Origin of the sequence: Streptomyces sp. NPDC004732 (assembly GCF_040609235.1) — a bacterium.
Taxonomy (GTDB): Bacteria; Actinomycetota; Actinomycetes; order Streptomycetales; family Streptomycetaceae; genus Streptomyces.
In genome coordinates this window covers 114,031-139,470 of record NZ_JBEXJR010000013.1, presented here as the reverse complement: position 1 = coordinate 139,470, position 25,440 = coordinate 114,031, and the positions used below count along the sequence as shown (strand labels likewise).

General features: G+C 73.3%; 10 protein-coding genes. 4 read left to right on the top strand and 6 right to left on the bottom strand.

From position 1 onward, the window contains the following. Positions 1-11 precede the first annotated feature (11 nt). The 3 genes from ABZV77_RS34060 to ABZV77_RS34050 form a co-directional block, all read right to left on the bottom strand. Positions 12-14,291: a type I polyketide synthase gene (locus ABZV77_RS34060; RefSeq protein ID WP_356265507.1), complete on the bottom strand. Its 14,280-nt coding sequence runs from the start codon at positions 14,289-14,291 to the stop codon at positions 12-14. Between the two features lie 187 nt (positions 14,292-14,478). Next, positions 14,479-15,561, bottom strand: coding sequence for an arylcarboxylate reductase (locus ABZV77_RS34055; RefSeq protein ID WP_356265552.1), 1,083 nt, complete (start codon positions 15,559-15,561; stop codon positions 14,479-14,481). 13 nt (positions 15,562-15,574) lie between these two features. After that, positions 15,575-16,543 (bottom strand): ACP S-malonyltransferase, encoded by a 969-nt coding sequence (locus ABZV77_RS34050; protein ID WP_356265504.1) that lies wholly within the window; start codon positions 16,541-16,543, stop codon positions 15,575-15,577. A 564-nt stretch (positions 16,544-17,107) separates the two neighbouring features. Between ABZV77_RS34050 and ABZV77_RS34045 the strand changes: the two genes are divergently transcribed. From ABZV77_RS34045 to ABZV77_RS34035, 3 genes are all read left to right on the top strand, one after another. Next, positions 17,108-17,587 (top strand): diadenosine tetraphosphate hydrolase, encoded by a 480-nt coding sequence (locus ABZV77_RS34045; protein ID WP_356265501.1) that lies wholly within the window; start codon positions 17,108-17,110, stop codon positions 17,585-17,587. A gap of 201 nt (positions 17,588-17,788) precedes the next feature. After that, positions 17,789-18,388, top strand: coding sequence for an HPP family protein (locus ABZV77_RS34040; RefSeq protein ID WP_356265498.1), 600 nt, complete (start codon positions 17,789-17,791; stop codon positions 18,386-18,388). A gap of 321 nt (positions 18,389-18,709) precedes the next feature. Continuing rightward, entirely contained in the window at positions 18,710-19,885 is a 1,176-nt protein-coding gene (locus ABZV77_RS34035; RefSeq protein WP_356265495.1) for an alanine--tRNA ligase-related protein, read from the top strand. 36 nt (positions 19,886-19,921) lie between these two features. On the opposite strand, the gene ABZV77_RS34030 is transcribed toward ABZV77_RS34035, so the two are convergent. Beyond that, entirely contained in the window at positions 19,922-20,416 is a 495-nt protein-coding gene (locus tag ABZV77_RS34030) for a DinB family protein (protein WP_356265493.1), read from the bottom strand. 71 nt (positions 20,417-20,487) lie between these two features. Next, positions 20,488-21,198: a DJ-1/PfpI family protein gene (locus ABZV77_RS34025; protein WP_356265490.1), complete on the bottom strand. Its 711-nt coding sequence runs from the start codon at positions 21,196-21,198 to the stop codon at positions 20,488-20,490. Positions 21,199-21,457: 259 nt separating this feature from the next. On the opposite strand from ABZV77_RS34025, the gene ABZV77_RS34020 reads away from it, so the two are divergent. Further along, entirely contained in the window at positions 21,458-22,078 is a 621-nt protein-coding gene (locus tag ABZV77_RS34020) for an L-threonylcarbamoyladenylate synthase (RefSeq protein ID WP_268769108.1), read from the top strand. Positions 22,079-22,120: 42 nt separating this feature from the next. Here ABZV77_RS34020 and ABZV77_RS34015 read toward each other — a convergent pair whose 3' ends face one another. Continuing rightward, entirely contained in the window at positions 22,121-25,369 is a 3,249-nt protein-coding gene (locus ABZV77_RS34015) for an amidohydrolase family protein (RefSeq protein ID WP_356265487.1), read from the bottom strand. Positions 25,370-25,440 lie beyond the last annotated feature (71 nt).

Here is a 25,440-nt window from a genome sequence, read left to right as displayed (position 1 = left end):
TCGGCTCTCCCTCAGGCCCCGTAATTGTTGTCGAGCAGTTCGAAGAGTTCGTCGGCCGTCGCGGTGTCGACCGCGTCCGCGCCGTCGGCCCGTGGACCGTCGGGCGGCACTCGTTCACTCCAGGCCCGCAGCAGGTTCCGCAGCCGGGTGCCGATCTCGTCGGCGTCCTGTGTGCCGGTCCCGGTGGTGGCGAGGGTCTCGGCAAGACGGTCGAGCTGGGCGAGGACCGGCTCGGCGGGCCCGGGTGCCGCGCGCAGCTGCCGGTAGAGGTGGTCGGCGAGGGCCGCGGGCGTGGGGTGGTCGAAGACGGCGGTGGGCGGGATCCGCAGCCCGGTGGCCTCGCAGAGGTGGTTGCGGAAGGACACGGCGAGCATGGAGTCGAATCCGGAGCCCACGAAGGGCCGTTCGGGCTCGACGGCGGAGCCCCCGGAGTGCCCGAGGACGGCGGCGGCATGCGCGGTGACCAGCCGGAGCACGGCACGTCGGCCGTCGGTCTCGTCCAGCGCGGCGAGCCGGGCGGTGAGTTGCGCGGCGGGATCGGCCTGCGTGCCGTCGGTGCCACCGGTGGCGTCCGTGGCGGGCTGCCCGGGACGGGCGGGTGCGGGCGGGGCGGCATGGCCGGACCGGCCCGGGGTGGGCAGCCAGTAGCGCTCCCGCTGGAAGGCGTAGGTGGGCAGGTCCGGGTGTGCGGTCACCGGGCGGGGCAGGGCCGCCGCCCAGGCCACGGGGGCGCCGTGCGTCCACGCCTCGGCGAGCGCGGTGAGGATCCGTCCGGCGCCGCCGTCCTCGCGCCGCAGGGTGGCGACGGTGGCGGCGGACGCCCCGGCGCGCTCGGCGGTGCCTGCTGTCGCGGCGGTGAGGACCGGGTGGGGGCTGATCTCCAGGAACAGCTCGTGCCCGGCGGCGAGCAGGGTCTCGGTGGTACGGGCGAACTCGACCGGCTCGCGCAGGTTGCGGTACCAGTACCCGGCGTCGAGCAGCGCGCCGTCGACGGCCTCCCCGGTCACGGTGGAGAACAGCGGGATGTCCGCGGACCGCGGGCGTACCCCGGCCAGCGCGGTACGCAGCTCCCCGGCCACTTCCGCGACTTGGGCGGAGTGGGCGGCGTAGTCGACGGGGATCCGGCGGGTCCGCACGCCCTCGTTCGCGCAGTCGGACTGCAGGGCGTCGAGGGCGGCGGGCTCCCCGGCGACGACGACGGCCTCCGGGCCGTTGACGGCGGCCACACCGATCCGTTCCCCGTAGGGCAGGAGCAGTTCGCGGGCCCGGTCCTCGGACGCGGCGAGTGAGACCATGCCGCCGCGGCCCGCGAGGCGGGTCAGTTCCCTGCTGCGCAGTGCCACGACCATGGCGGCGTCGTCGAGGGTGAGTGCCCCGGTGACGCAGGCGGCGGCGATCTCTCCCTGGCTGTGTCCGACGACCGCGTCGGGTGTCACGCCGTACGCGCGCCAGACCTCGGCCAGGGCGACCATGACGGCGAAGAGCACCGGCTGCACCACGTCGACGCGGTCCACGGGCGGCGCGCCGGGCTCCGCGCGCAGCACGGCGCGCAGCGACCAGTCGGTGTGGGGTGCGAGGGCTCGCTCGCACTCGGCGATGCGGTCGGCGAACACCGGGGAGGTGTCGAGGAGTTCGCGGGCCATGCCGGTCCACTGGGAGCCCTGGCCGGGGAAGACGAACACGGTGCGGGTCCGCCGCGCCCGGCCCGAGGCGACGCCGGGCGCGGGCATGCCGTCGGCGAGGCCTCCCAGCGAGGCGAGCAGTTCGTCACGGGTGGTGCCCGTGACGGCGGCGCGGTGCGGGAAGGCGGTGCGGGTGGTGGCCAGCGCATGGGCGACGTCCCCCGGCGGCGCGTCAGGGGCGGCTTCGAGGTGGTCCAGGAGACGGCGGGCCTGGGCGCGCAGCGCGGGTGCCGATGCGGCGGACAGGAGCAGGGTGTGCGCGTCGGTGGCCAGCGGTCGCGCCGCGGGGACGTCGGCAGAGATCTGTTCGGGCACCGGAGGCTGTTCGAGCACCACGTGGGCATTGGTGCCGCTCATTCCGAACGACGAGACCCCGGCCCGGCGCGGGCGCCCCGCATCGTCCCAGGGGCGGGCCTCGTCGAGCAGCCGGACCGCGCCGGTGGACCAGTCCACCTTGGTGGACGGCTCCGCCGCGTGCAGAGTGCGCGGCAGCACGCCGTGCCGCAGCGCCATGACGGTCTTGATGACTCCGGCGACGCCCGCGGCGGCCTGGGTGTGCCCGATGTTGGACTTCAGCGAGCCCAGCCACAACGGCCTTTCCGTGGGCCGCTGTTGCCCGTAGACGGCCAGCAGTGCCTGCGCCTCGATGGGGTCGCCGAGGGTGGTGCCCGTGCCGTGCGCCTCCACCAGGTCGACGTCCGCGCCGGTGAGTCCCGCGGCGTCGAGCGCACGGCGCAGCACCCGCTGCTGCGCGGGGCCGCTCGGCGCGGTCAGGCCGTTGCTCGCCCCGTCCTGGTTGACGGCGGAGCCGCGGATGACGGCGAGGACCTGGTGGCCGTTGCCGAGCGCCCGCGAGAGCGGTTCGACGACCAGGACGCCGACGCCCTCTCCCCAGCCGGTGCCGTCGGCGGTGTCCGCGAAGGAGCGGCAGCGGCCGTCGGCGGACAGGCCGCGCTGGCGGCTGAACTCGACGAACACGTCCGGCGATGCCATGACGGCGGCGCCGCCGACGAGGGCGAAGTCGCACTCCCCCGCACGCAGCGCCTGTCCCGCGAGGTGGAGGGCGACGAGCGAGGAGGAGCAGGCGGTCTCGACGGTGACGGCCGGGCCCTCGGTGCCCAGGGTGTAGGCGATGCGGCCGGAGGCGACGCTGGTCACCGTGCCGCTGAGCAGGTGTCCTTCGACGTCGGCTGCCGGGTCCCGGGGTCCGGTGCCGTACCCCTGGGAGGCGACGCCCAGGTAGACGCCGCCCTGGCTGCCGCGCACCGCACCGGGGTCGATGCCCGCGCGTTCGAGCGCTTCCCAGGACGTTTCCAGGAGCAGCCGTTGCTGCGGGTCCATGGCCAGCGCCTCGCGCGGGGAGATCCCGAAGAATTCCGCGTCGAAGTCCCCTGCCGCGTCGAGGAATCCGCCGCCGCTGGTGTAGAACGTGCCCTCGCGCTCGGGGTCGGCGTCGTAGAGGGAGTCGAGGGGCCAGCCGCGGTCCGTGGGCAGCGCGCCGATGGCGTCCCGCTCGCCGACGACGAGGTCCCACAGGTCTTCCGGCGAGCGCACGCCGCCCGGGAAGCGGCAGGCCATCCCGATCACGGCGAGCGGCTCGTCGGTGGCCGTCCGCGCGCTCGGCCCCGTGGCGGGGACGCGGGTGGCGGCGGTGCCGGTCAGCTCGGCGTGCAGCCGGGTGGCGAGGGAAGCAGCCGTGGGGTGGTCGAAGGCGATGCTGGCGGCCAGGTCCAGCCCGGTGGCCGTGGCGAGGCGCCCCCGCAGTTCGACGGCCATGAGCGAGTCGAACCCCAGGTCGTGGAAGGGTCGTTCGGCTTCCAGGGCCGCCGCCGAATCGTGGCCGAGCACGACCGAGGCCTCGGTGCGCACGAAGTCGGTCAGGGTGCGGTGCTGTTCCGCTTCCGGCAGGGCGGCGAGCCGGTCGCGCCAGCGGGCGGTGACGTCGGAGCTGTCGCCTTGGGCATCCGCGGAGTCCTGCGGGCCGCGGGGGCCGTCGGGCACGTCGTCCGGGCCGGAGGTCCCGGATCCGGTGCGGGTGGCCACGAAGTCCGGTCTGGCGTCCGGCAGTTCACTCAGCAGCGCGCTGTTGCGCCGTGCCGTGAAGGCGGGCGCGAAGCGGGCCCAGTCCATGTCGGCGACGACGGCGTGGCCCTGGTCCCGGTCCAGTACGTCTTGGAGCGCGGCCAGCGCCGTTGCGTGATGCATGGGGACGAGGCCGAGGCGGCGCAGCGCCGTGCCGACCTCGCCGCGTGCCATGCCCGCCCCGGCCCAGGGGCCCCACGCCACGGATGTGGCGGCCAGTCCGCGGGCGCGCCGCCGGTCGGCGAGGGCGTCCAGGTAGGCGTTGGCGGCCGCGTAGGCGGCCTGTCCCGCGCTGCCCCAGGTCGCGGAGACGGAGGAGAACAGTACGAAGGCGTCGAGGTCCTCGTCTTCGCCGAAGAGGGCGTCGAGATGGGCGGCGCCGTCTGCCTTGGCCGTCGTCTCCTCGGCGAGTCGGCCAGGGGTGCAGTCCTCGATCCGGGTGTCCGAGGTGACCCCGGCGGCGTGGAAGACCGCGCGCACGGTGTCGCCGTCGGCTTCGAGCCGGTCCCGCAGGCCTGCCAGCGCGGCCCGGTCGGTCACGTCGCAGGCCGACAGGGTGACGCGGGCGCCCAGTCGGTCCAGCTCGGCGGCGAGCGCGTCGGCGCCCGGGGCATCCGGGCCCCGGCGGCTGGTCAACACCAGATGCCGGGCACCCTGCCGGGCGAGGTGGCGGGCCACGTGAGCGCCGAGGCCCCCGGTGCCGCCGGCGATCAGGACGGTGCCACGCGGGGTCCAGCCGTCCGCACCCGAGGACGACGCGCCCGCATCCCTGAGGAGCCGTCGTCCGTACAGACCGTCGGGCCGGACGGCCAACTGGTCCTCGGCGCAGCCGTCCTCGGCGGCCCGCACGTCCCCTGCCAGGGCGGCGCACAGTCGGCGCAGCACACCGGCGTCGAGTCGGCCGGGGCCCGCGGAGTCCCCCAGCCCCGCGGGCAGGTCCACCAGTCCGCCCCAGCGGTCGGAGTGTTCGAGTGCGGCGACCCGTCCGAGTCCCCATACCTGCGCCTGCTCCGGATGGGCCGGACCCTGGTCCGCCGCCCCCACGGCCCCACTGGTGACGCACCACAGCGGAGCGCGCAGCCCGGCGTCGCCCAGGGCCTGCACGAGGAGCAGGGTGGCCCGTGCCCCGCCGTCAGAGCCTGCGCCCGGGGCGAGCAGCGACAGCACGCCGTGGCCGTCACCCCGCACCAGCGCGGCGAGCCGGTCCCTCGTCACGTCTGCCGGAACGGAGACGGTGCGCACCTGGGCGCCGTGCTCGGTCAGGGCCCGGCCGCAGGCCTGCGCCAGCGGCGTCCGCTCGGCACCGGCGGGCGTGACGAGCAGCCACGTCCCGTTGAGCCGGGGCTCGCAGGGTTCAGGCAGGGCGCGCCACTCGACGCGGTAGGTCCGGTCCTGCGCGGCCTCGGCCGTCGGCACGCCGGGCACGGCGGGCCAGAACCGCCGGTGCTGGAAGGGGTAGGTGGGCAGGGTCACCCGGGGTGCGTGGGCGGGCAGTCCGGCGGTCCAGTCGACGGGCACGCCCCGTACGTGCAGGCCCGCGAGCGCGGCGGTGAGCGACTCCGCCTCGGGCCGCCCGTCGCGCAGCAGGGGCAGGGCACGGCAGTCGGCGTCGGCGGGCAGGCACTCCTGCACCAGTGCGGACAGGACGCCGCCAGGACCGAGTTCCAGGCAGCTGGCGGTGTTCTCTGCGTGCAGCTGCCGGGCGCTGTCGAGGAAGCGGACGGTGTCGCGGACGTGCCGCACCCAGTACTCCGGGTCGCACAGCTCGTCGGCGGTGGCCCGTTCCCCGGTGAGGTTGGAGATCACCGGGATGCGGGGCGCCGCGTAGGTCAATTGCTTGGCCACGGAGCGGAATTCCTCCAGCATGGCGTCCATGTACGCCGAGTGGAAGGCGTGGCTGACCTTGAGTTCCTTGACCCGGCGGCCGCGGGCACGGAACTCCTCGGCCAGGCCCAGGACGGCCTCACGGGCGCCGGACAGGACCGTGGAGCGCGGGCTGTTGAGGGCCGCGATGCCCACCTCGTCGGCGCCGTCCGGCAGGGCGGCGAGGATCTCTCGTACCTCTGACTCGTCGGCTTCCACGGCTGCCATGGCCCCGCCCCCGGGCAGCATGTCCATCAGGCGGCCGCGGGCCGCGACCAGCGTGCAGGCGTCCGTCAGGTCGAGGACTCCGGCGGTGTGGGCGGCGGCCAGCTCGCCGATGGAGTGCCCGATCAGCAGATCGGGCCGCACGCCCCAGTGCTCCATCAGCCGGAACAGCGCCACTTGGAGGGCGAACAGGGCGGGCTGGGTGCAGCGGGTGCGGTGCAGCAGCGCTTCCTGGTCCGTCCCGGGCTCGGCGAACATGACGTCGCGCAGCGGTACGTCCAGGTGCGGGGCGAGGTGGCTGAGCACGTCGTCCAAGGCGTCGGCGAAGACCGGCTCGGTCCGGTACAACTCGGCGCCCGCGCCTGCGCGTTGGCTGCCTTGGCCGGGAAAGAGGAAGGCGGTCCTGCCGGGGTTGCCCGCGTGTCCGGTGGGCACGTGGCCCACGGAGGTGCCGTCGGCCAGTGCCCGCAGGGCCGCGTCCGACGCGGTGCCGTCCCGGCCGAGGACCGCCGCGCGGTGGTCCAGGGCGGTGCGCCGGGTGGCCAGGGCGTGGACGACGTCGGCCAGGCTGTGGGTCTCCGGCCCCTCGCCGTACCCGTTCAGGGAACGGCGGCCCTCGGAGTCGCCGAGGCAGGTGCGCAGTTGCCCGGCCTGCGCGCGCAGCGCTTCGGGGGTGTGGGCGGACAGCAGCAGCGGGACGGTGACGGCGGTGTCCGGCGGGCCGTCGTCCGGGGCGGCAGCGGCCTCCCGCTCCTCGCTCCCGGCGGCCTGTTCGAGGATGACGTGGGCGTTGGTGCCGCTGATGCCGAACGAGGAGACGCCCGCCCGGCGCGGCTCGTGCGTCGCGGGCCAGACGGTGTGGCCGGTCAGCAGCCGGACGCCGCCCGCGGACCAGTCGACGTGCGGGTTCGGCTCGTCGGCGTGCAGCGTGCCGGGCAGTTCACCGGCCCGCAGCGCGAGCACCATCTTCATGACCCCGGCGACGCCCGCGGCGGCCTGGGTGTGCCCGATGTTGGACTTGACGGAGCCGAGCCACAGGGGCCGGTCGTCGGGGCGGTGGCCGTGGACGGCCTGGAGCGCCTGGGCCTCGATGGGGTCGCCGAGCCGGGTGCCGGTGCCGTGCGCCTCCACGGCGTCGATGTCGTCGGGGGTGAGCCGGGCGTCGGTGAGGGCGGCGCGGATCACCTGTTCCTGTGCGGGGCCGTTGGGGGCGGTGAGTCCGTTGCTGGCGCCGTCCTGGTTGATCGCGGAGCCGCGTACGACGGCGAGGACGGGGTGGCCGTGGCGGCGGGCGTCGGAGAGCCGCTCCAGGAGGAGGACTCCGGCGCCCTCGCCCCAGCCGGTGCCGTCCGCGCCCGCGCCGAACGCCTTGCAGCGGCCGTCGGCGGCCAGGCCGCGCTGGCGGCTGAACTCGACGAACAGCCGCGGGGTGCTCATGACCGTGACGCCCCCGGCGAACGCCTGGTCGCAGTCGCCGCGGCGCAGGGCCTGGGCGGCGAGGTGCAGCGCCACCAGGGACGACGAGCAGGCGGTGTCCACCGTGAGGGAGGGGCCGCGCAGGCCGAGGACGTAGGAGATGCGGCCGGAGAGCACGCTGGCGGTGTTGCCGGTGAGGAGATGGCCCTCGGAGATCTCACGGTCGGCTGCCGCGAGGTGCGGGTAGTCCTGGCCGTTGGTTCCGACGAACACACCGACGCGGCCACCGCGCAGCGTGCCGGGGTCCAGCTCCGCGCTCTCGGCGGCCTCCCAGGCGGTCTCCAGGAGCAGCCGCTGCTGCGGGTCCATGGCGAGCGCTTCACGGGGCGAGATGCCGAAGAACTCGGCGTCGAACCCCGCGGCGTCGTCGAGGAAGCCGCCTCGTGTGCAGTAGGTGGTGCCGGTGCGGTCGGGGTCGGGGTCGTAGAGCCCGGCCGCGTCCCAGCCGCGGTCGGTGGGCCACTCCCCCACCGCGTCCCGGCCCTCGGCGAGCAGCCGCCACAGGTCGGCGGGGCGTCGCACCCCGCCGGGGAAGCGACAGCCCATGCCGACGATCGCGATCGGTTCGTCGTACGTGACCGGGGCGCCGCCCACCTCCTGCACGGGCTCGCCGTCCGCACCCGCGTCGGCGGGCGCGACGTCGCCGAGCCCGTCCAGGAGGTGGGCGGCGAGAGCCGCGGGCGTGGGCCGGTCGAAGAGGACGGTGGCGGGCAGCCGCACCCCGGTGGCGGTGGCCAGGCGGTTGCGGAGCTCCACGGCGGTCAGCGAGTCGAAGCCCAGCTCCGAGAACGCCCGGTCGGGGCGGACCGCGTCGGGCGTCGTGTGCCGCAGGACAGTCGCCGCATGGGTGCGCACCAGGTCGATGACGAACCGTTCCCGCTCGGCGCCGGGCACCGCCGCGAGCTGTCCGCGCAGCGCACCGCCTGCGGCCGCCGTGTCCGGCCCGGCGGGTGCGGCGCGGCCGACGAGCGCGCTCAGCAGGGCGGTTGCGCGCAGGCCCGTCGCGTCGGCGAAGCGCTGCCAGTCCGCGTCGGCGACGACCACGAGGGCGTCGTCCTCGGCGAGGGCGCGGCCGATCGCGCCGACGGCGGCGGCCGGCGCCATGGAGGGCAGTCCCCGCTCCCGGAGCCGGTCGGCGACCCCGTCGTCGAGCATGCCCTCCCCGGCGGCCCAGGCACCCCAGGCGATGGCGGTGCCGGGCAGGCCCGCGCCGCGCCGCTCGGCGACGAGGGACTCCAACGCGGCGTTGGCGGCCGCGTAGTTGGCCTGCCCCGCGTTGCCCACGACCCCCATCAGGGAGGTGAAGACGACGAAGGCCGCCAGCTCCTGCCCCTCGGTCGCCGCGTGCAGGACGCGGGCCGCGGTCAGCTTGGCCCGCAGCGAGGTGGCCAGGCGTGCGGGCGTCAGGGAGTCCAGCATGCCGTCGTCGAGGACGCCCGCCGCGTGGATGACGGCGCTCAGCGGCCGGTCCTCGGGCAGCGCGGCGAGCAGTCGGGCCGTCTGCCCGGCCTCCGCCACGTCGCAGGCCGCGATCGTCACGGCCGCGCCGAGCCCTTCCAGTTCGGCCCGCAGCGCGTCCGCGCCCGGTGCGCCGGGGCCGCGGCGGCTGACGAGGAGCAGGTGCGGGGCGCCGTGTGCGGTGTTCTCTGCGGCCAGTGTGCGCGCCACGTGGGCGCCGACACCGCCGGTGCCGCCGGTGATCAGCACGGTGCCGTGCCCGAGCGCGTCCCCCAAGGCCGCGGGGGCGGCGCCGTTGCGGCGTACGGGCGCGGGCAGCAGACGGCGGCCGTGCACGCCGGTCGGGCGCACCGCGACCTGGTCCTCGTCCCGCACGGAGGCCAGCACGGCGGCCAGCCGTCGCAGGGTCCGCTCGTCCGGGCCCGCCCCGGGGACCACCGGCAGGTCGATCAATCCGCCCCAGCGGTCGGGGTGTTCGAGGGCCGCGGTGCGGCCGAGTCCGGCGACGGCCGCGTACGGCGGGGGCCCGGGCCGCTCTCCAGCCCCCAGCACCGCCATCCCTCGGGTGACGCACCACAGCGGGGCGTCGACCGCCGCGTCCCCCAGGGCCTGGACGAGGGCGAGGGCGAGGGCGAGGCCGCCGGGCAGGTCGGGGTGGTCCGGGTGCGGGCGCGGCTCGTCCGCGAGGAGGGAGAGGACGCCGTGCACGGGCCGGCCCTCGGCTGCGGCGGCCAGTACGCCCGCGAGGGAGGCGCGGCTCTGGCCGGGCCCCTCGGCGGAGATGACGGTCAGGTCGAGCCCGAGCGCGACAAGGCCGCGTACGACGTCGGCACTTACGGCGTGCTCGGCTCCGGGGCAGACGACGAGCCAGTGGCCCGTCGGGGCCTGGGCGGGCGGCAGGCTCAGCTGCTGCCAGGCCACGCGGTGGCGCCAGGCGTCGACGCGCTGGGCACGGTCCTGCTCGGTGCGCCAGGCCGTCAGCGCGGGCAGTACTTCGCCCAGGGCTTCGGGTGTCACCCGCAGCGTCTGCGCGAGGCGGGCCGGGTCCTCGCGTTCGAGCGCCTCCCACAGCCCGTCATGTCCCGATCCCTGGTCGGCAGTTGTGGGCTCGTGCCAGTAGCGCTCGCGCTGGAAGGGGTAGGTCGGAAGGTCGACGCGGGTGGCTCCGGTGTCCGCGAGCACGGGCGAGAAGTCGACCGCGAGACCCCGTACGTGCGCCTCTCCCGCGGACAGCAGCATGCGCGCCAGGCCGCCCTCGCCCCGGCGCAGCGTGCTGAGGACCGTGACGTCGCGCTCCTGGCTCTGCACGGTCTCCTCGACCGCCATGGCGAGGACGGGATGCGGCGCCACTTCGACGAACGCGCCGTAGCCCTGGTCCGCGAGGGCCCGCACGGCCGGTTCGAAGTCCACGGTGCGGCGGAGGTTGGTGTACCAGTAACCGGCGTCCATGGCGGAGGTGTCCAGCCAGTCGCCGGTCACCGTCGAGTACAGCGGGACCGTGCCGGAGCGGGGCGTGATCCCTTCGAGGGAGGCCAGGATCTCGCTCTCGATGGGCTCCATGTGAGCGGAGTGCGAGGCGTAGTCGACATCGACGCGCCGAGCCCGTGCGCCTTCGGTCTCGCAGGCGGCGAGGAGCTCGTCCAGGGCGTCGGTGTCTCCCGACACCACGACCGCCGACGGCCCGTTGACCGCCGCGACCGACAGCCGTGCGCCCCAGGCCGCGATGCGCTCCCGCACCTCGTCCGCGGGCAGCGCGAGGGAGACCATGCCGCCGTGTCCGGCGAGCGCGGCGAGCGCCCGGCTCCGCAGCGCGACGACCTTCGCCCCGTCCTCCAGGGACAGTCCGCCCGCCACGACGGCGGCGGCGATCTCGCCCTGCGAGTGGCCGAGCACGGCGTCGGGCTCGACGCCGAGGGAGCGCCAGAGTTCCGCGAGGGAGACCATCACGGCGAACAGGGCGGGCTGGACGACGTCGACCCGGTCGAGGTCCGCGCCGGACCGCAGCACATCGAGCAGGGACCACCGCGTGTGCGCCGCCAGGGCGGCGTCGCACCGCGCCATCTGCTCGGTGAACTCGGTTGACTGGTCGAGGAGTTCCCGGGCCATGCCCGGCCACTGCGAGCCTTGCCCGGGGAACACGAATACGGTTCCCCGGAGCTTGTCGGCCGTGCCTGTGACCACCGAAGGGCGCGGCTCACCTGCGGCCAGCGCGGCCAGCCCCGACCGCAGCTCCCCCGGGTCGCCGACGATCACCGCTCGGTGCTCGAGGGCCGCCCGGCCGGTGGACAGGGAGAGGGCCAGGTCGGCCGGGGAGAGCTCCGGGGCGTCCGCGAGCCGGTCCACGAGGCGGCAGGCGCTCTCCCGCAGCGCTGCCTCGGTGCGGGCCGAGAGCCGCCAGGCGAGGGCCGCGGGCGGGGCGGTCCGGCCGGGGGCGGGGTCGGAGGCCTGGCCGAGGGCGGCAGCGACGGGAGCCTGTTCCACGATGACGTGGGCGTTGGTGCCGCTGATGCCGAATCCGGAGACGCCCGCCCTGCGCGGCCGCCCGTGGTCCGGCCAGGGGGCCTCTTCGCCGAGCAGCCGCACCCGTCCGGCGCTCCAGTCCACGTACGGACTGGGCTCGTCGGCGTGCAGCGTCCTGGGCAGCAGCCCGTGCCGCATCGCGAGGATCATCTTCATGACGCCGCCCACCCCGGCAGCCGCCTGGGTGTGCCCGATGTTGGACTTCAGCGAGCCCAGCATCAACGGGCTCTCTGCCGGGCGCTGTTGGCCGTACGTGGCGAGCAGGGCCTGCGCCTCGATGGGATCGCCCAGACGCGTGCCGGTGCCGTGCGCCTCCACGGCGTCCACGTCGGCGCCGCGCAGCCCCGAGTTGGCCAGAGCCTGGCGGATGACGCGCTGCTGGCTCGGCCCGCTGGGCGCGGTCAGGCCGTTGCTCGCGCCGTCCTGGTTGACGGCGGAGCCGCGGATGACGGCGAGGACGGGGTGACCGTTGGCGCGGGCGTCGGAGAGCCGCTCGAGCAGCAGCACACCGGCGCCCTCGGCAAGCCCGAATCCGTCGGCGGCCGCGGAGAACGCCTTGCAGCGTCCGTCGGCGGCAAGACCGCCCTGGCTGCTGAACTCGACGAACATGCCCGGCGTCGGCATCACCGTCGCGCCGCCCGCGACGGCGAGTGTGCACTCGCCCTGGCGCAGCGCCTGGACCGCGAGGTGCAGGGCCACCAGGGAGGACGAGCAGGCCGTGTCGACGGTGACGGCCGCGCCCTCGAACCCGAAGGTGTAGGCGATGCGGCCGGAGGCGACGCTGCCTGTGGTGCCGGTGAGGAGATGGCCGTTGCCGTCCTTCGCCTCGTGCAGCCGGGGCCCGTAGTCCATGGTCATGGCGCCCATGTAGACGCCGGTGCGGCTGCCGCGCAGGGTGGTGGGGTCGATGCCCGCGCGCTCGAAGGCCTCCCAGGAGATCTCCAGGAGCAGCCGCTGCTGCGGGTCCATGGCGAGTGCCTCGCGCGGGGAGATGCCGAAGAACCCGGCGTCGAAGCGGTCGGCTTCGTGCAGGAATCCGGCCGTGCGCTGGTAGTAGCGGCCCGGACCGATGTCTTCCGGCGCGTCGGGTCCCGCGCCGCTCCAGCCGCGGTTGACGGGGAACTCCGAGAGCGCGTCGGTCCCCTCGGTGAGCAGGTGCCACAGCGCTTCGGGGCTGTCGGCGCCGCCCGGGTAGCGGCAGCCCATCGCCACGATCGCCACCGGGTCGTCGTCGGCGGTCCGCTCGGGCGCGGGGCCGCTGTCCGCACCGGCTCCGGTCTCGTCCGGCTCGTCCAGGATCCGGGTGCGGAGCAGTTCGGCGAGCGCCCGCGGGGTGGGGTGGTCGAAGAGGACCGTCGCGGGCAGCGCGACCGCGGTGGACGCGACGAGCCGGTTACGGATCTCCACCGCCGTCACGGAGTCGAGGCCGAGGCCGAGGAACGTCGCGTCGGGGTCGATGGGGCCGGGGCCGCCGAGCACGGCGTCGACCTCCTGGCGTACGAGTTGCATCGCCCGCTCGCGCCGCCCCGCCGGGCTGAGCACCGCAAGCTCCGCGCGGAGGGCGGCGGCCCGTGCCTCGTCCGTGCCCGAACCGGGCCCTTCGGCACCGCGGTCGAGGTCGTCGTCCTCCCCGCTCGGCGCGCCGTCGGCCTCGAAGAGGTCTTGGGGCAGTTCGGCGGGCGGCACGTCGAGGTCGGCGAAGACCGTGTCCGTGGAGGGTGTGGCGCCGTGGACACAGAGCTCGCCCAGCGAGGTGAGGAACCGGGTCCGGCCGCCGTGCCCGCGGCGGAGCGTCACCCCGATGCGAGCGGGGACGCCGTGGACGTCGGCGCTCGCCTGGAGGGCAGCGGTGAGCACCGGATGCGGACTGACTTCGAGGAGTATCCGGTGTCCGTCCCGCAGCAGAGCCGCGGTGGCCTCGTCGAAACGGACGGTTCGGCGCAGATTGCGAGCCCAGTAGTCGGCGTCGAGCACCGGGTCCGCGAGGAGACCGCCGGTCAGACCTGAGTAGTAGGGGAGCCGGGCGGGCAGCGGCCTGATGCCGGCCAGGTCGGCCTGCAGGCGGGGCACGATGGCGTCGATGTGCGGTGAGTGCGCGGCAAGTCCGACGGCGATCTTCCGTGCGTGCAGGCCCGCTGTGGTCAGCCGTGCTGCCAGGTCGGCGGCGGCATCGGCGTCACCGGACACGATCACGGACTGCGGACCGTTGACGGCGGCGATGCCCAACCGCCCGTCATAGGAGGCCAGATGCGGTTCGAGCTCGCCGGGCGACGCCATGACGGAGACCATGTCGCCGCGTCCGCTCAACGTGGCCTGCGCCTGGCTCCACAGGGCGACCACGCGGGCGCTGTCGTCGAGGGAGAGGGCGCCGCAGACGGCGGCGGCGGAGATCTCGCCGCAACTGTGTCCGAGCACGGCGCCCGGCTGCACCCCGTGCTCGCTCCAGAGTGCGGCGAGAGAGACCCCCACCGCGAACAGGACGGGCTGGACGACGTCCGGCCGCTCCAGGCTCGGCGCACGGCCGACCGCGCGCAGGACGTCCATGAGCGACCAGTCGATGAAGGGTTCGAGCGCTTGGGCGCAGTCGTCCATCCGGGCACGGAACCCCGGCGCGGTGTCCAGGAGTTCCTTCGCCATGGCGGGCCACTGCGCACCCTGGCCGGGGAAGACGAACGCGGTACTGGTGTCGTGCTCCAGCCCGCGTCCCTCGGCGAGTCCGGCCGCGCTGTGCCCGTCGATGAGCGCGTCCAGCCGCTCCAGGAAGCCTTCCCGGTCCTGTGCCACGAGGGCCGCACGCCATCCGACGGGGGCGTCCGGTCCCGCACCGGCGCGGGTGAGCGCGAGCCCGACGCCCGCCGGGTCCCACTCGCCCGCGGCGTTCAGATGGTCGCGCAGCCTTCGCGCCCGCGCCTTCAGCTGAGTCCTGCCGGTGGCGGACAGGACCCACAGGACGGGCACCCCGGTGGGGGGCTTCGGCAGCCTCATGCCACAACTCCTTTGCGGGGACGGCGATTTCGTCACTGCACGGCGGTGGGGAGCGACGTCGACTGAAGGGCCGGGGCCCCGGGAGGGGGACGCACCGGAGAGAGCGGGGGCACTTGTCAGTGGGCGTGCCCGGGCCGGGCTGCGGGCAGGCCGGAAGCCGGACGCACGGCGGCCGGGCAGGACCCTGTCAGTACAGGCCCTCGGGAGCGGAGTTCGTCACTTGGAGCGGCCGGACATCGGCGACGCCGTCGCAGGGCCAGTCATCGTCGACATGGCGCGCCGCCTGGTCGCGTTCCAGGACGTTCGGGAGGAAGAGGTCGTCGTGCAGCACCGTCAGGCGTACCTGCCCGGAAGCGCCGGGGGCGACCACCGAGGTCCAGTCGTCCTTGCGCACGACCTGCATGGTGACCTGTGGGTAGTTCGGCATGTACGGGATCGTGGCGCTGCCCTGCCGTACGCCGAGGAAGGCTGCGTTGCCGAGGGTGTTCCCGTAGCTGATGCCGCAGATTCCGCCGTCGAGCGCGCCGAGGAAGTCGCGGTACATCGTGGCATTGATCTGTGTGCCGCTCAGGCGCACTCCGTCCAGCGCCGCGACGTGCTCGGGGAAGCGCTGTTTGAGTGCTTGGAACAGGGCCGGGGTGGTGTTGAGGTAGTGGATTCTCCCCTGACCGAGAGCATCGGTGATCTGGTCGAGGAGGTGCGTCGTGTAGTGGCCGACGTCCGCGAGGCGTCCTTCACGGATGAGCCGTTTGATCCAGCGGGGGTCCATGTCGATCGCGTACACCTGCCCGTCGTGCAGGTCGGCGGCTTCCCACACGCCGTGCCCGATCAGGTGCGGCCCGGTGGGAGTCGCCTGCAGCCAGGTCCGTCCTGGAAGAAACCCTTCCTGCACGAAGGACCAGCGGCGCCAGACGGCCCGGTGACGGAGCATGTCCGGTGTGTAGAAGACGCGGCACGGGGTGCCGGTGGTGCCGCCGGTCTCCCACACGCGTCCGGCCAGCGGCCGGGGCACGGCCCGTGGCACGAGGTCGGCGGGGTCGGTCGTCCGGAGGTCGGCCAGGGGAAAGGGCCCGAACGCGGAAAGCTCCTCGTAGCGCGCGATTTCAAGGGGGTCGAAATCAAGACGGGGCACCTGCCGGAGCCAGTAGGGGCTTCCGAAGTCCGGGTCGAAGGTCCGCCTGACGACTTGCCGGGTCCATCGGTCGATATCGATGTCCAGCCATTCCTTGACCAGGGCACCGGGGTCGGCCGGAGTCGCTGCTCCCCACATGTCGGCGAACACGTCACCGGCCCTGCGCGTCGGATAAGTCGATGCCCAGATCGTAGGCGGTGGTGAGGGCGAGTTGAATGTGTTCGGGCCGCTCCACGTGCACGACGGGGAACGGGAAGTCCAGAATTCCTTCGGGAATGGAAGGACCCATCACGAGGGCGAGGCTGACACCGTGGTCCCGCATCCCCTCGTACACGTCGACCAGGCTGATCGGGTCGGTGGAGTTCCGCTCGAACATGTCCCGCACATCGTCCGCGGTCTTCAGCGACCCGCGCTCCAGACAGGACAGCAGATTCTTGTCGGGCGCGGTGAAAGGCATGGTGGCGATGTACGGGGCCATGAACTCCCTGAACTGCCTGCGCAGCGGAGAATGGACCGCGATGGTGCGGCCCGGCAGCGGCACGATCGTGCCGGGGGCCGCGTCGGCCGCCAGCCGCTGCAGCGCGGCCTCGTGTCCGGCGAGCATCAGGATGCGCTGGGAACCGTCGGCGGTGGGGCCGAAGTCGCCGGCGCGGTGGACGCCCTCCCTCCCGTGCCACGGCGGCGGGGAGTCCGCGGACTCCCCGGAGTTCGCGGGTTGGAACGCCAGGGCCACGCCCTGCCGAGGGTCGTCGGGCCCGGGACCCGGCGCGTCTCCGGCGTGCGCCAGCATCGTGAACAGGGCTTCCCTGCCCAGGGCCCCGGCCAGGGAACTGGCCGTCATCGCCCCGAGGCTCAGACCGCCGATCACCGACGGCCGCAGGCCCGCCTCGGCGAGCAGGTCGTGCACGGACAGGGCGAGCGCCGCTTCGCGGATCGTGCCGACGCTCTGGCGCCGCTCCTGCTCCTCGGGCAGTTCCGCCCTGAGGATCTGCTCGGACGTCAGGCCCGTCCACCCGGATATCTGCTCGTACAGCTCCCGCATCAAGGGAGATGACTCATAGAGCTCTATGCCATGGGGCTCGCTGCCCACTCCGCCACCGAATAGATACCCCAGAGACATTCAACACTCCCGTCAAACCGTTCGACACGTGCAGCCGTGCGGGACTTTCCTGTCACCCGAAACGTGAGCTCGGCATCGCACATGCCGGGCGCGTTCAACACGGGGACAGAGAGCAGAAGTTGAGCAACAAGATAGCTACGGCCCTACGGCCGAGGAGCCGTATGGATCTTCGGCGAGCCTAACACCGTGACTACGGCGGCAAATCAGAAACCTAGCAATCCGGCCACGCCCGCGAAAACACGGCCAACATTTCCGGACCGCATATATAAGCCAATCCACAGACCCGCGGGCAATTGATTTCATATTTGACCAAACAATAAACCTCTTTCATCCGCACCGCGGGGAAAACCGCATGCCCCCTTTGACCTCGGGCGATGTACACCTCCCCCACTGCCCGAACCACAGGACGAAGGAGGGCAGCCGAGCTCCCCTCAGCGGTACCGCTCAAGAACGAGTGGAGCCGTTCCCGGGACGGGTCAATAGGGTGAAGTGTCCTGAACCATGAGGAACTTCACGCCGCGACAGCAGGCAACCGGACAGGGGCCCTCTGGGTAGGTTCGCCGCATGAGCGGAGACTGGAAGAGGGACCGGATCGGGAGCGCGCTGCAGGGTGAGAACCCCTCAGTGCTGCGGAGGCTGAGTGCGGGCTTCGCGGTGATCGGGGACGTTCAGTTCCTGCCGGGGTACTCGGTACTCCTCGCCGACGACCCCGCCGTGCAACGCCTGTCGGACCTGCCCAAGGAGCGGCGGCTTCAGTTCCTGTCCGACATGGATCAGCTCGGGGAGGCGGTCGAGCGGGCCTGCCGCCGGATGGATCCGGCCTTCCGCCGCGTGAACCTGGAGATCCTCGGCAATACGGACCCCTTCCTGCACGCACACGTCTGGCCGCGGTTCGAGTGGGAGCCCGCCGACATCGTCCGCGGGCCGGTGTGGCTCTACCCGCGGGAACGGTGGAGTGACGACCGGTTCGCGCTCGGGCCGCAGCACGACGCGCTGCGGGAGGCCATCGGCTCCGAACTCGACCGGTTGACGGCGGGTCACTGACGTACGGGGTTCAGCAGGACCCTGACCTGCGGCTACGAGACGGCGCCGCCTAGAATCCAGGGTGAGTACGCGGATATCCCGACCCCGGACCGCCGCCGGTGCCCACATCCCTGCCGACCGCGAGGGAAGCCGGGCCGACTCCTGCCCTGCTGCCTTCGCCGTCCGGGTCTCCCGTCGGCCCTGCCCCGGAACCGCACTGTCTTGAGCACCGACGAAATCACCCACACACAGCCCGCAGCCGTATCTCCTGCCCCCAGTCCTCCCATCGCCGCCGACCGGCCCGCCCCACCCGTCCGCTCCCGCTTCCTCGCGAGCCTCGCCGGTCGCGCACCCGCACCCCCGTCACCCGGAGCCGCACTGCACAACGTCAGTGCCGCGACCGCCGTCCTGCTGGTCCTGGTGGCCATAGGCTCGCTGATCCACGAGCCCGTGCTGATACCCCCGCTCGCCGCGTCCGCGGCGATCATCCATGGCGCCCCGGGGTTGCCGCTCGCTCAGCCTCGCAGTGTGATCGCCGGTCACCTGCTGTGCGCCGCCGTCGGTTACGCGGTCGTCGCCGCAGCGGGCAGCTCACCGTGGGCGGCGGCCCTCGCTGCCGGGATCAGCCTGGCCGTGATGACCGTGGCCCGTACCCCGCACTCCCCCGCGTGCGCGACCGCCGTCGTCATCGTCCTGAACACACCGCGCCCCGCGACCTTCGTCCCCCTGCTCGTGGGCTCCGCCGGGCTGCTCGTCCTCGCGGGCTGGGCCGCCTCGTACGCCCGCTCCGGAACGCACCGCTACCCCGCGTACTGGTGGTGAGGTGCGCAGGGTGCGAGCGGGCGGGACCGTCCTGGACGAGTTCGAAGGACACCACGTCCAGCTGGCCGACCCGGAGAATAATCACGTGCCCTTCCCCTCCGGGCTCGTTATCCTCGGCCACATGAACGTCACAGGCCCGAGCACCAACGCAACCGCGCGAGCGACCAGCTCGCCGGTTGCCGCCGCCTGACGTCTTTCCCACTCCATCGGCGACCGGAAACGGACCGCCGATGATGTTCCGTGGCTCACCCCACACTCCACCCTTCGTGCGGACCCGTTGTCCGGTGCCTCCCCCGCTCGTACCCGCGAAGGAGCCACCTCATGAACACCGACCAGGTCATCCGTACGTTCGTCGACTACTTCCAGGAGCGCGGACACCGCCGCATCACCGGGTCGACCCTGCTGCCGCCGCCCGGCGACCCCGTGCTGTTCACCACCTCGGGCATGCACCCCCTCACCCCGTACCTGGAGGGACGCCCGCACCCCCTCGGCAACCGGCTCGTCAATGTGCAGCGGTGTCTGCGCACCACCGACCTCGAGGAGGTCGGCGATCCCACGCATCTCACCGTCTTCGAGATGCTCGGCACCTGGTCACTCGGTGACTATGAGGGGCCACAAAGCCTGCGTTGGGGGTACGAGCTCCTCACCGAGGGCCTCGGTGTCGATCCCCGCATGATGTACGCCACCGTCTTCGGCGGTGACGAGCGCACCGGTCCTGACACCGCTTCCCAGGAGGTGTGGGGGGAGCTCGGGGTTCCCGTGGAGCTGACCGTGGAGGACAACTGGTGGTCCAACGGGCCGACCGGCCCCTGCGGACCCGACTCGGAGATCTTCCTGTGGACCGGCGACACCCCGCCGCAGTCGACGCCCACCCAGGACGACCGTTGGGTGGAGATGTGGAACCACGTGACGATGCGGTACCGGAAGCTCGACGACGGTTCGCTCGTGCCGCTCCCCCAGCGCAATGTCGACACCGGGCTCGGCCTCGAACGGCTGGTCTCGACCCTGCAGGGCAAGTCGTCGGTGTTCGAGTGCGATGTGTTCGACCCCTGGCGTTCGCTCGTGCCCGGGCTGTGGCCGCTGGACGAACCGTCGCTGCGGCTCGTCTGCGACCATCTGCGTTCGGCCGTGGTGGTCATCGGCGACGGGGTGCGGCCCGGCAACACCGGTCGCGGCTATGTGTTGCGTCGGCTGGTGCGGCGCCTCCTCACCGTTCTCTGGCGTGACGACCCCGAGCCCGGGTCGCGCGGCCTCGGAGATCTGCCGGACGACCTGATCCGGCACACCCTGGACCACTTCCGTCAGGACATCGACCCCGTCGACGTACGCGTGATCCTGCTGGACGAGGAGCAGCGGTTCCGTCGGCTTCTGGAGCGAGGGCGGCGGATCCTCGCCCAGCCCCGCTTCCGAGGACCGCTGGACGAGGAGCACCTGCACTACCTCCACGACACACACGGCCTGCCCCGTGATCTTGTCCTGAGCCTGCGCCCGGAGTAAGGGTCCGGGCGGGTGCGGGCCGGGGTGGCTCTCCCGTCAGAGAACCATCCGCTGCCTGCCGTCGACGAGTTCGCGCACGGCGTCCAGGTGGCCCGCGTGGGTGGCAGTCTCGGTGATCACGTGCAGGACGATCTCGCGCAGGTTGTCGAGGTGCCAGTCACCGAAGAAGTCCGGCCACCAGCTCGGGGCGGCTTCCAGGTCGGCACCGGCCAGGAAGGCGTCGGCGAGCTCCCCTTCCTTCCGGTAGAGAGCGAAGATCTCCTCGGCCGTCTTCTCCGGGGCGGGCTGCCACGCGTCCTCCCCGGAGCCGAGGATCTCTTCGATCGCCGCTGGGTCCCCCGCGGCAACCGCGCGGAACCAGAACTTCTCGTCGTCCAGGGCGAGATGGTGCACCAGTCCGAGGCATGTCCAGCCGGACGGCAGAACCGGGCGCCGCAACGCCTCCTCGTCCAAGCCCTCCAGGATGCCCAGGACGTGCTCACGCTTGCTCCTCAGAACGCCGAGCAGCGTCGTCAGTTCAGTGTCAGCCATGGGCGTGACCCTATGCGGCCCCACTGACATCCGGCCCGCTGAGCGCCGTGAACAAGCCGGAGGCCCGGTTCTCAGACTGCCGCGTCGGCGATCAGTCTGAGAGCCAGCGCCTCCGTCTCGGCGTCGGCCTTCTCCGGGCTGCCGGTGTCGTAGGGCGGATCGGGGTCGTACTCGACCGCGAGCTGCATGGCCTGCGCCACCTTGGTGCTGGAGAGGCGGGCGGCGAGGTGGAGTCCCATGTCGATGCCCGCGGAGACGCCCGCGGCCGTGATGATCTTTCCCGCCTCGACGAATCGTCCGGGCTTGTACGTCGCGCCGACCTTCTCCAGATAGAACCGCGACGCCCAGTACGTCGTCGCGGGCAGGCCGCGCAGCAGGCCCGCCGACCCCAGAATCAGCGAGCCCGTGCACACCGAAGTCGTCCACACCGAGCGGCGGTGGATGCGCCGGATCCACTCGTGGGCCGCGGTGTCGCCCATCATCGCCGTCATCCCCCGATCCCCTCCTCCGGGGACGAGCAGCACGTCGGCAGCGTGTACGTCCCGCATGGCACGCTCCGCCACCAGGCTCAGCTCCCCCGTGTCCGTACGCACCGGACCCACCTCGCGGGCGACCATCGTCACCCGCACTCCCGGGACCCGGCAGAGCACCTCGTACGGCCCCACCGCGTCCAGCGCCGTGAAGCCGTCGTAGAGCAGCACCGCGACGTCCAGCTGTCCATCCCGTGACGCCGCCTGCGCCGAGCCGCCCACCCCCACGGCGGCCGCGGCTCCTGCTGCCACTGCCCCCGACACCGCGCCCCGCAGCACTCCACGCCGACTCGGCTGCGCCCGACGGATCTCGTCCCTGCCCATGACCACCGATTCCCTTCCTGGTACGGGCGTTGATGCCCGCGTACTTCCACCCACTTCCACGTACTTCCAAGTAGTCGTGCGCAGCCGTGTCCGAGTTCCCCGCCGTCCCCGCCGCAGTTCGTGGGAGAGCGCCACACCCGCCCCGCCGCGCCCCGGCGGACACGCCCTGGTCACCTAGACTCGGCCAATGGCCAAGTACTTCGACGTGCATCCCGACAACCCCCAGCGGCGCAGCATCAGCAGCGTGGTCGACGGGATCCGCTCCGGCGCTCTCGTCGCATATCCGACGGACTCCTGTTACGCGCTGGGGTGTCAGCTCGGCAGCCGTGACGGCATGGACCGCATCCGGTCGATCCGGCAGCTCGACGACCGTCACCACTTCACCCTCATGTGCGAGAGCTTCGCGCAGATGGGGCAGTTCGTTCATCTCGACAACGACGTGTTCCGCGCCATCAAGGCCGCCACGCCCGGCAGTTACACCTTCATCCTGCCCGCCACCAAAGAGGTGCCGCGCCAGATGATGCACCCGAAGAAGAAGACGGTCGGCGTGCGCATCCCCGACCACACGGTCACCCAGGCCCTCCTCGCCGAGCTCGGCGAGCCGCTGCTGTCCAGCACGCTGCTCCTGCCCGACCAGGAGGAGCCGCTGACCCAGGGCTGGGACATCAAGGAGCGGCTCGACCACCTCGTGGACTCGGTCATCGACTCCGGCGACTGCGGTACCGAGCCCACCACCGTCATCGACTTCTCGGACGGCGAGGCGGAGATCGTGCGCCGGGGCGCGGGCGACACCAGCCGCTTCGAGTAGCGGTCCTCCACGGCGCGGGGCCGGACAGGTGCGCGGATCGGCTCAGCTCACCGGTGCACAGCACCCGTCCCTGCGCATCAGGCGGCCCGCCTTCAGCCAGTACGCCTCGTCGTGTGCGGCGGCATCGTGCCCGGCCCCGTTCTTCCGCTGCCGCCGTTCGAACGCCGACGTCAGGTCCTCCGTCCTGTACAGGGTGCCGCCCCGGAGCACCGACACGGTCCGCACCATCGTGTCGAAGTCCGTGAACGGGTCGCCGTCCACCACGGTCAGGTCGGCGACCTTGCCCGCCTCGACCGTGCCCAGCTCCTGGTCGAGGCCGAACACCCGGGCGGGCAGCACGGTCGCGGTGCGCAGCGCCTGCGCCGGGGTCAGGCCGCCCAGATGGAGGGCGCGCAGGCCCAGGTGGAGGGCGAGGCCCACCGGGACGATGGGCTGGTCGGTGCCTAGGGCCACCTGGCCTCCGGCGGCGAGGATGCGCCGGTAGATGTCGGTTTCCGTGCGGAGCGTGGCCAGCTGGGCCTCGCTCGGCGGGACGGCCGCGCCCGCCTTCACCGCGGCGGCGTCCCACGGTGGCATCACCGCGGTGACGCGCGGGTCGTCCGCGAGCCCCGGGTCCGCGCCGAGCAGGGGCGCCGAGGTGAACGGTGTGGCGATGAGGGAGAAGGCCGCGCCCTGTGCGGTGTAGATCTCAATGACGTCGTCCCAGGCGCGGCCCGTGGCCGTGATGGCGTGCCCGAACTCCGCGCGCTGGGTTGCCTGCAGATGGGTCGTCAGGTCCTGGCCGAGTTGGATGCCGGGCGAGAGCAGATGGCCTCCCGAGCGCACACCGAGCTTCTCGTGCGCGAACTGTGCCGCCTCCTCCATCACCCAGCCCGGCGCCCGTACATAGGTTTTGACGAAGTCCCAGTCGAGTGCCGTGCCGCGCCGCAGCGAGCGCCGCAGTGCCGCCCGGCTCCGGTGGGCACGGCCCATGCTGTACGCGACGCGGGCGCCGTCCAGGAGTTCGCCCGTCGTGAGGAGGCGGGGGCCTGCCAGTTCGCCCGCGGTCACCGCCTCGCGGATGCGGGCCTGTTCGTAGGCGAAGCCGCCCAGTGACACCGCCGTGGTGATGCCGTACGTCAGTTGGCCTGCCGTCTGGCGTCCGCCGTAGGTCGTCTGCCAGGGGTGCGTGTGCGTGTCCCACAGTCCGGGGACGACCGTGTGCCGCGTGGCGTCGACGCGGCGGCCCGCGGGGCTGCCGGGTCCGGCCGGGCGGTGCGCTCGTACGGAGGCGATGCGGCCGTCGCGGACGACGATGTCGACATCGTCCCGTACCTCGTCCCCGGTGCCGTCCCACAGTCGGCCTGCGTGTACGACGACGTCGGCGGGCGAGGGCCTGCGCTGGTCCACCGGCACCCGTACCGTGCGCGGACGCTCCCCTCCGACACCGATGAGGCGCAGCCGCCCGCTGGAGAGGTAGAGGAGGGACTTCGCGTCGCCTGCCCACGAAGGGTGGTCGGCCGGTTCGTCGGAGAGCATCCGCAGTGCGCCGCGCGGGGTGCCGTCGGGCGTCACGGGCAGCAGGCACAGGGCCGATTCGACGATCACCGCGAGCCATCGGCCGTCGGGTGACCAGACGGGGCCCGAGTCGTACCGGTCGGAGAGCGAGGCGTGCGGGGCCACGGCGTGCAGGCGGTCCGCGCCGGTGTCCGCGTCGACGATCCGGATGAGGTTGTAACCCTCGCGGTAGCGCTGGTTGATGCGGTTGCGGTCGCACAGCGCGACGTACCGGCCGTCGGGCGACCAGCTCGGCCTGCCCGGCAGGCCGCCCCCGCCGAGCGGTGTCACCAGCGCGCGTTCGGTGCCCGCCGCGAGGTCGCGCACGACGAGGCGACCTGTCATGTCCAGGCAGGCGAGGCGTTCGCCGTCGGGTGAGAGTGCCGGGTGGACCCGGCCGCCGGTCGCCAGTGCGGTCTCGGCTCCGGTGGCGAGGTCGTGGCGGTACGCGCCGAGCAGTCCGTCGCGGTCGTCGGCGTACACCAGGGACTTGCCGTCCGGCGCCCACGTCGGGCCGAGCAGGTAGCCGGTGGCCGCCGCCCGGTGGAGTCGCCGGGGCGGTTTGCCGCCCGACGTGTGGGCGAGCCAGAGTGAGTTGAGGGCGGCGAAGGCGATCCGGCGGCCGTCCGGCGAGAGCGCGGGCAGGTGGATGCCGCGCGTCGGACGTGCCCGCCCGAGGCCCAGGTCGTACTCCTTGACCCGGTAATGCGGGCGTGTCACCGGCAGGGTGGCGTCGAAGGGGATCACTTCGGGCCCGCCCGGGGCACCGGCGCCGCCCCGCTCTCCCGAACTGTCGGGACGTACGAGTGTGAAGCGCCCGTCCACGGTCAGCAGGAGCTTCCCGTCCACCGTCCAGCGCGGCGGCACCGGAGCCAGGTCGCCGTCGAGCGCGACGGGCCTGCCGTCGACGACGAGGGTGCAGGACGCCTTGGGTGCGGCCGTGGTCCGCAGGTAGGCGAGGCGCTTGCCGTCCGGGGCCAGGGCGGGCGTCATGACCTGGGCGGTCGCCGTCTCGGTGTGGGCGACGGTGACGGGGCCCGCGCCTCCCGCCGGGACGGACGCGATGGTGCGGGCTTCGAGTGCGGTGCTGCCCTGCGGGGTGGTGACCGGTTTGCCGCGGACGAAGAGCAGGTGTCCGCCGTCCGGCGACCAGGTGGGGTCGAAGTCTTCCCACCGCCCGTCCTGCAAGGGCCCTTCCTGGCCGGGTCGGCCGGTCACGCGGGTGATGCGACCGCTCGCGAGGTCCAGGACCTGGATGCGGTACGAGCCGCCCCGCACCGGATCGCCGCCGCGCTCGGACGCGAAGGCGATGCGCGATCCGTCGGGCGACCAGGCGGGGCCCCGGTCGTCCCACGGGCCATCGGTGCGCTGCCGCAGCCCCGTCCCGTCGGCATGCATCGTCCAGATGTGGAATCCGCCGTCCTGATACGCGCAGAACGCGACCGACGCCCCGTCCGGCGCGTACACGGGCCGGTTCGGTTCCAGTCCTGCCGGTGTCAGCGGCACCGCCTCGCCGCCCGTGCGGGGCAGGGACCAGAGCGTGGCCTGCGCCTCGACGACCAGCCGGTCCGCGGCCGGTGAGAGGGTCGCCGCGCCGTTCGTGACGCGGGTGAACGAGAGGGGGACCGTGGCGCGCGGCCGGGCCGGGGCGGGAGCGGCGACCCCGAGGGCGGCGACAGCCCCGGACGCGCCCGCGGCGAGGAACAGTTGACGTCGGGACAGAGGCAACACCGTGTTGTGCCGGTCACAGTCCATGACACAGAACACTCGCCCATCGCCACCGCCGTGGACAACACCAAACGACGCCAACACGCCGGTGTGCGCAC

Coding starts and splice junctions, on each gene's coding strand:
- ABZV77_RS34050 (WP_356265504.1), bottom strand. CDS start 16,543: ATGTCTCTGGGGTATCTATTCGGTGGCGGAGTGGGCAGCGAGCCCCAT.
- ABZV77_RS34035 (WP_356265495.1), top strand. CDS start 18,710: ATGAACACCGACCAGGTCATCCGTACGTTCGTCGACTACTTCCAGGAG.
- ABZV77_RS34015 (WP_356265487.1), bottom strand. CDS start 25,369: ATGGACTGTGACCGGCACAACACGGTGTTGCCTCTGTCCCGACGTCAA.
- ABZV77_RS34020 (WP_268769108.1), top strand. CDS start 21,458: ATGGCCAAGTACTTCGACGTGCATCCCGACAACCCCCAGCGGCGCAGC.
- ABZV77_RS34055 (WP_356265552.1), bottom strand. CDS start 15,561: ATGTGGGGAGCAGCGACTCCGGCCGACCCCGGTGCCCTGGTCAAGGAA.
- ABZV77_RS34045 (WP_356265501.1), top strand. CDS start 17,108: ATGAGCGGAGACTGGAAGAGGGACCGGATCGGGAGCGCGCTGCAGGGT.
- ABZV77_RS34060 (WP_356265507.1), bottom strand. CDS start 14,291: ATGAGGCTGCCGAAGCCCCCCACCGGGGTGCCCGTCCTGTGGGTCCTG.
- ABZV77_RS34030 (WP_356265493.1), bottom strand. CDS start 20,416: ATGGCTGACACTGAACTGACGACGCTGCTCGGCGTTCTGAGGAGCAAG.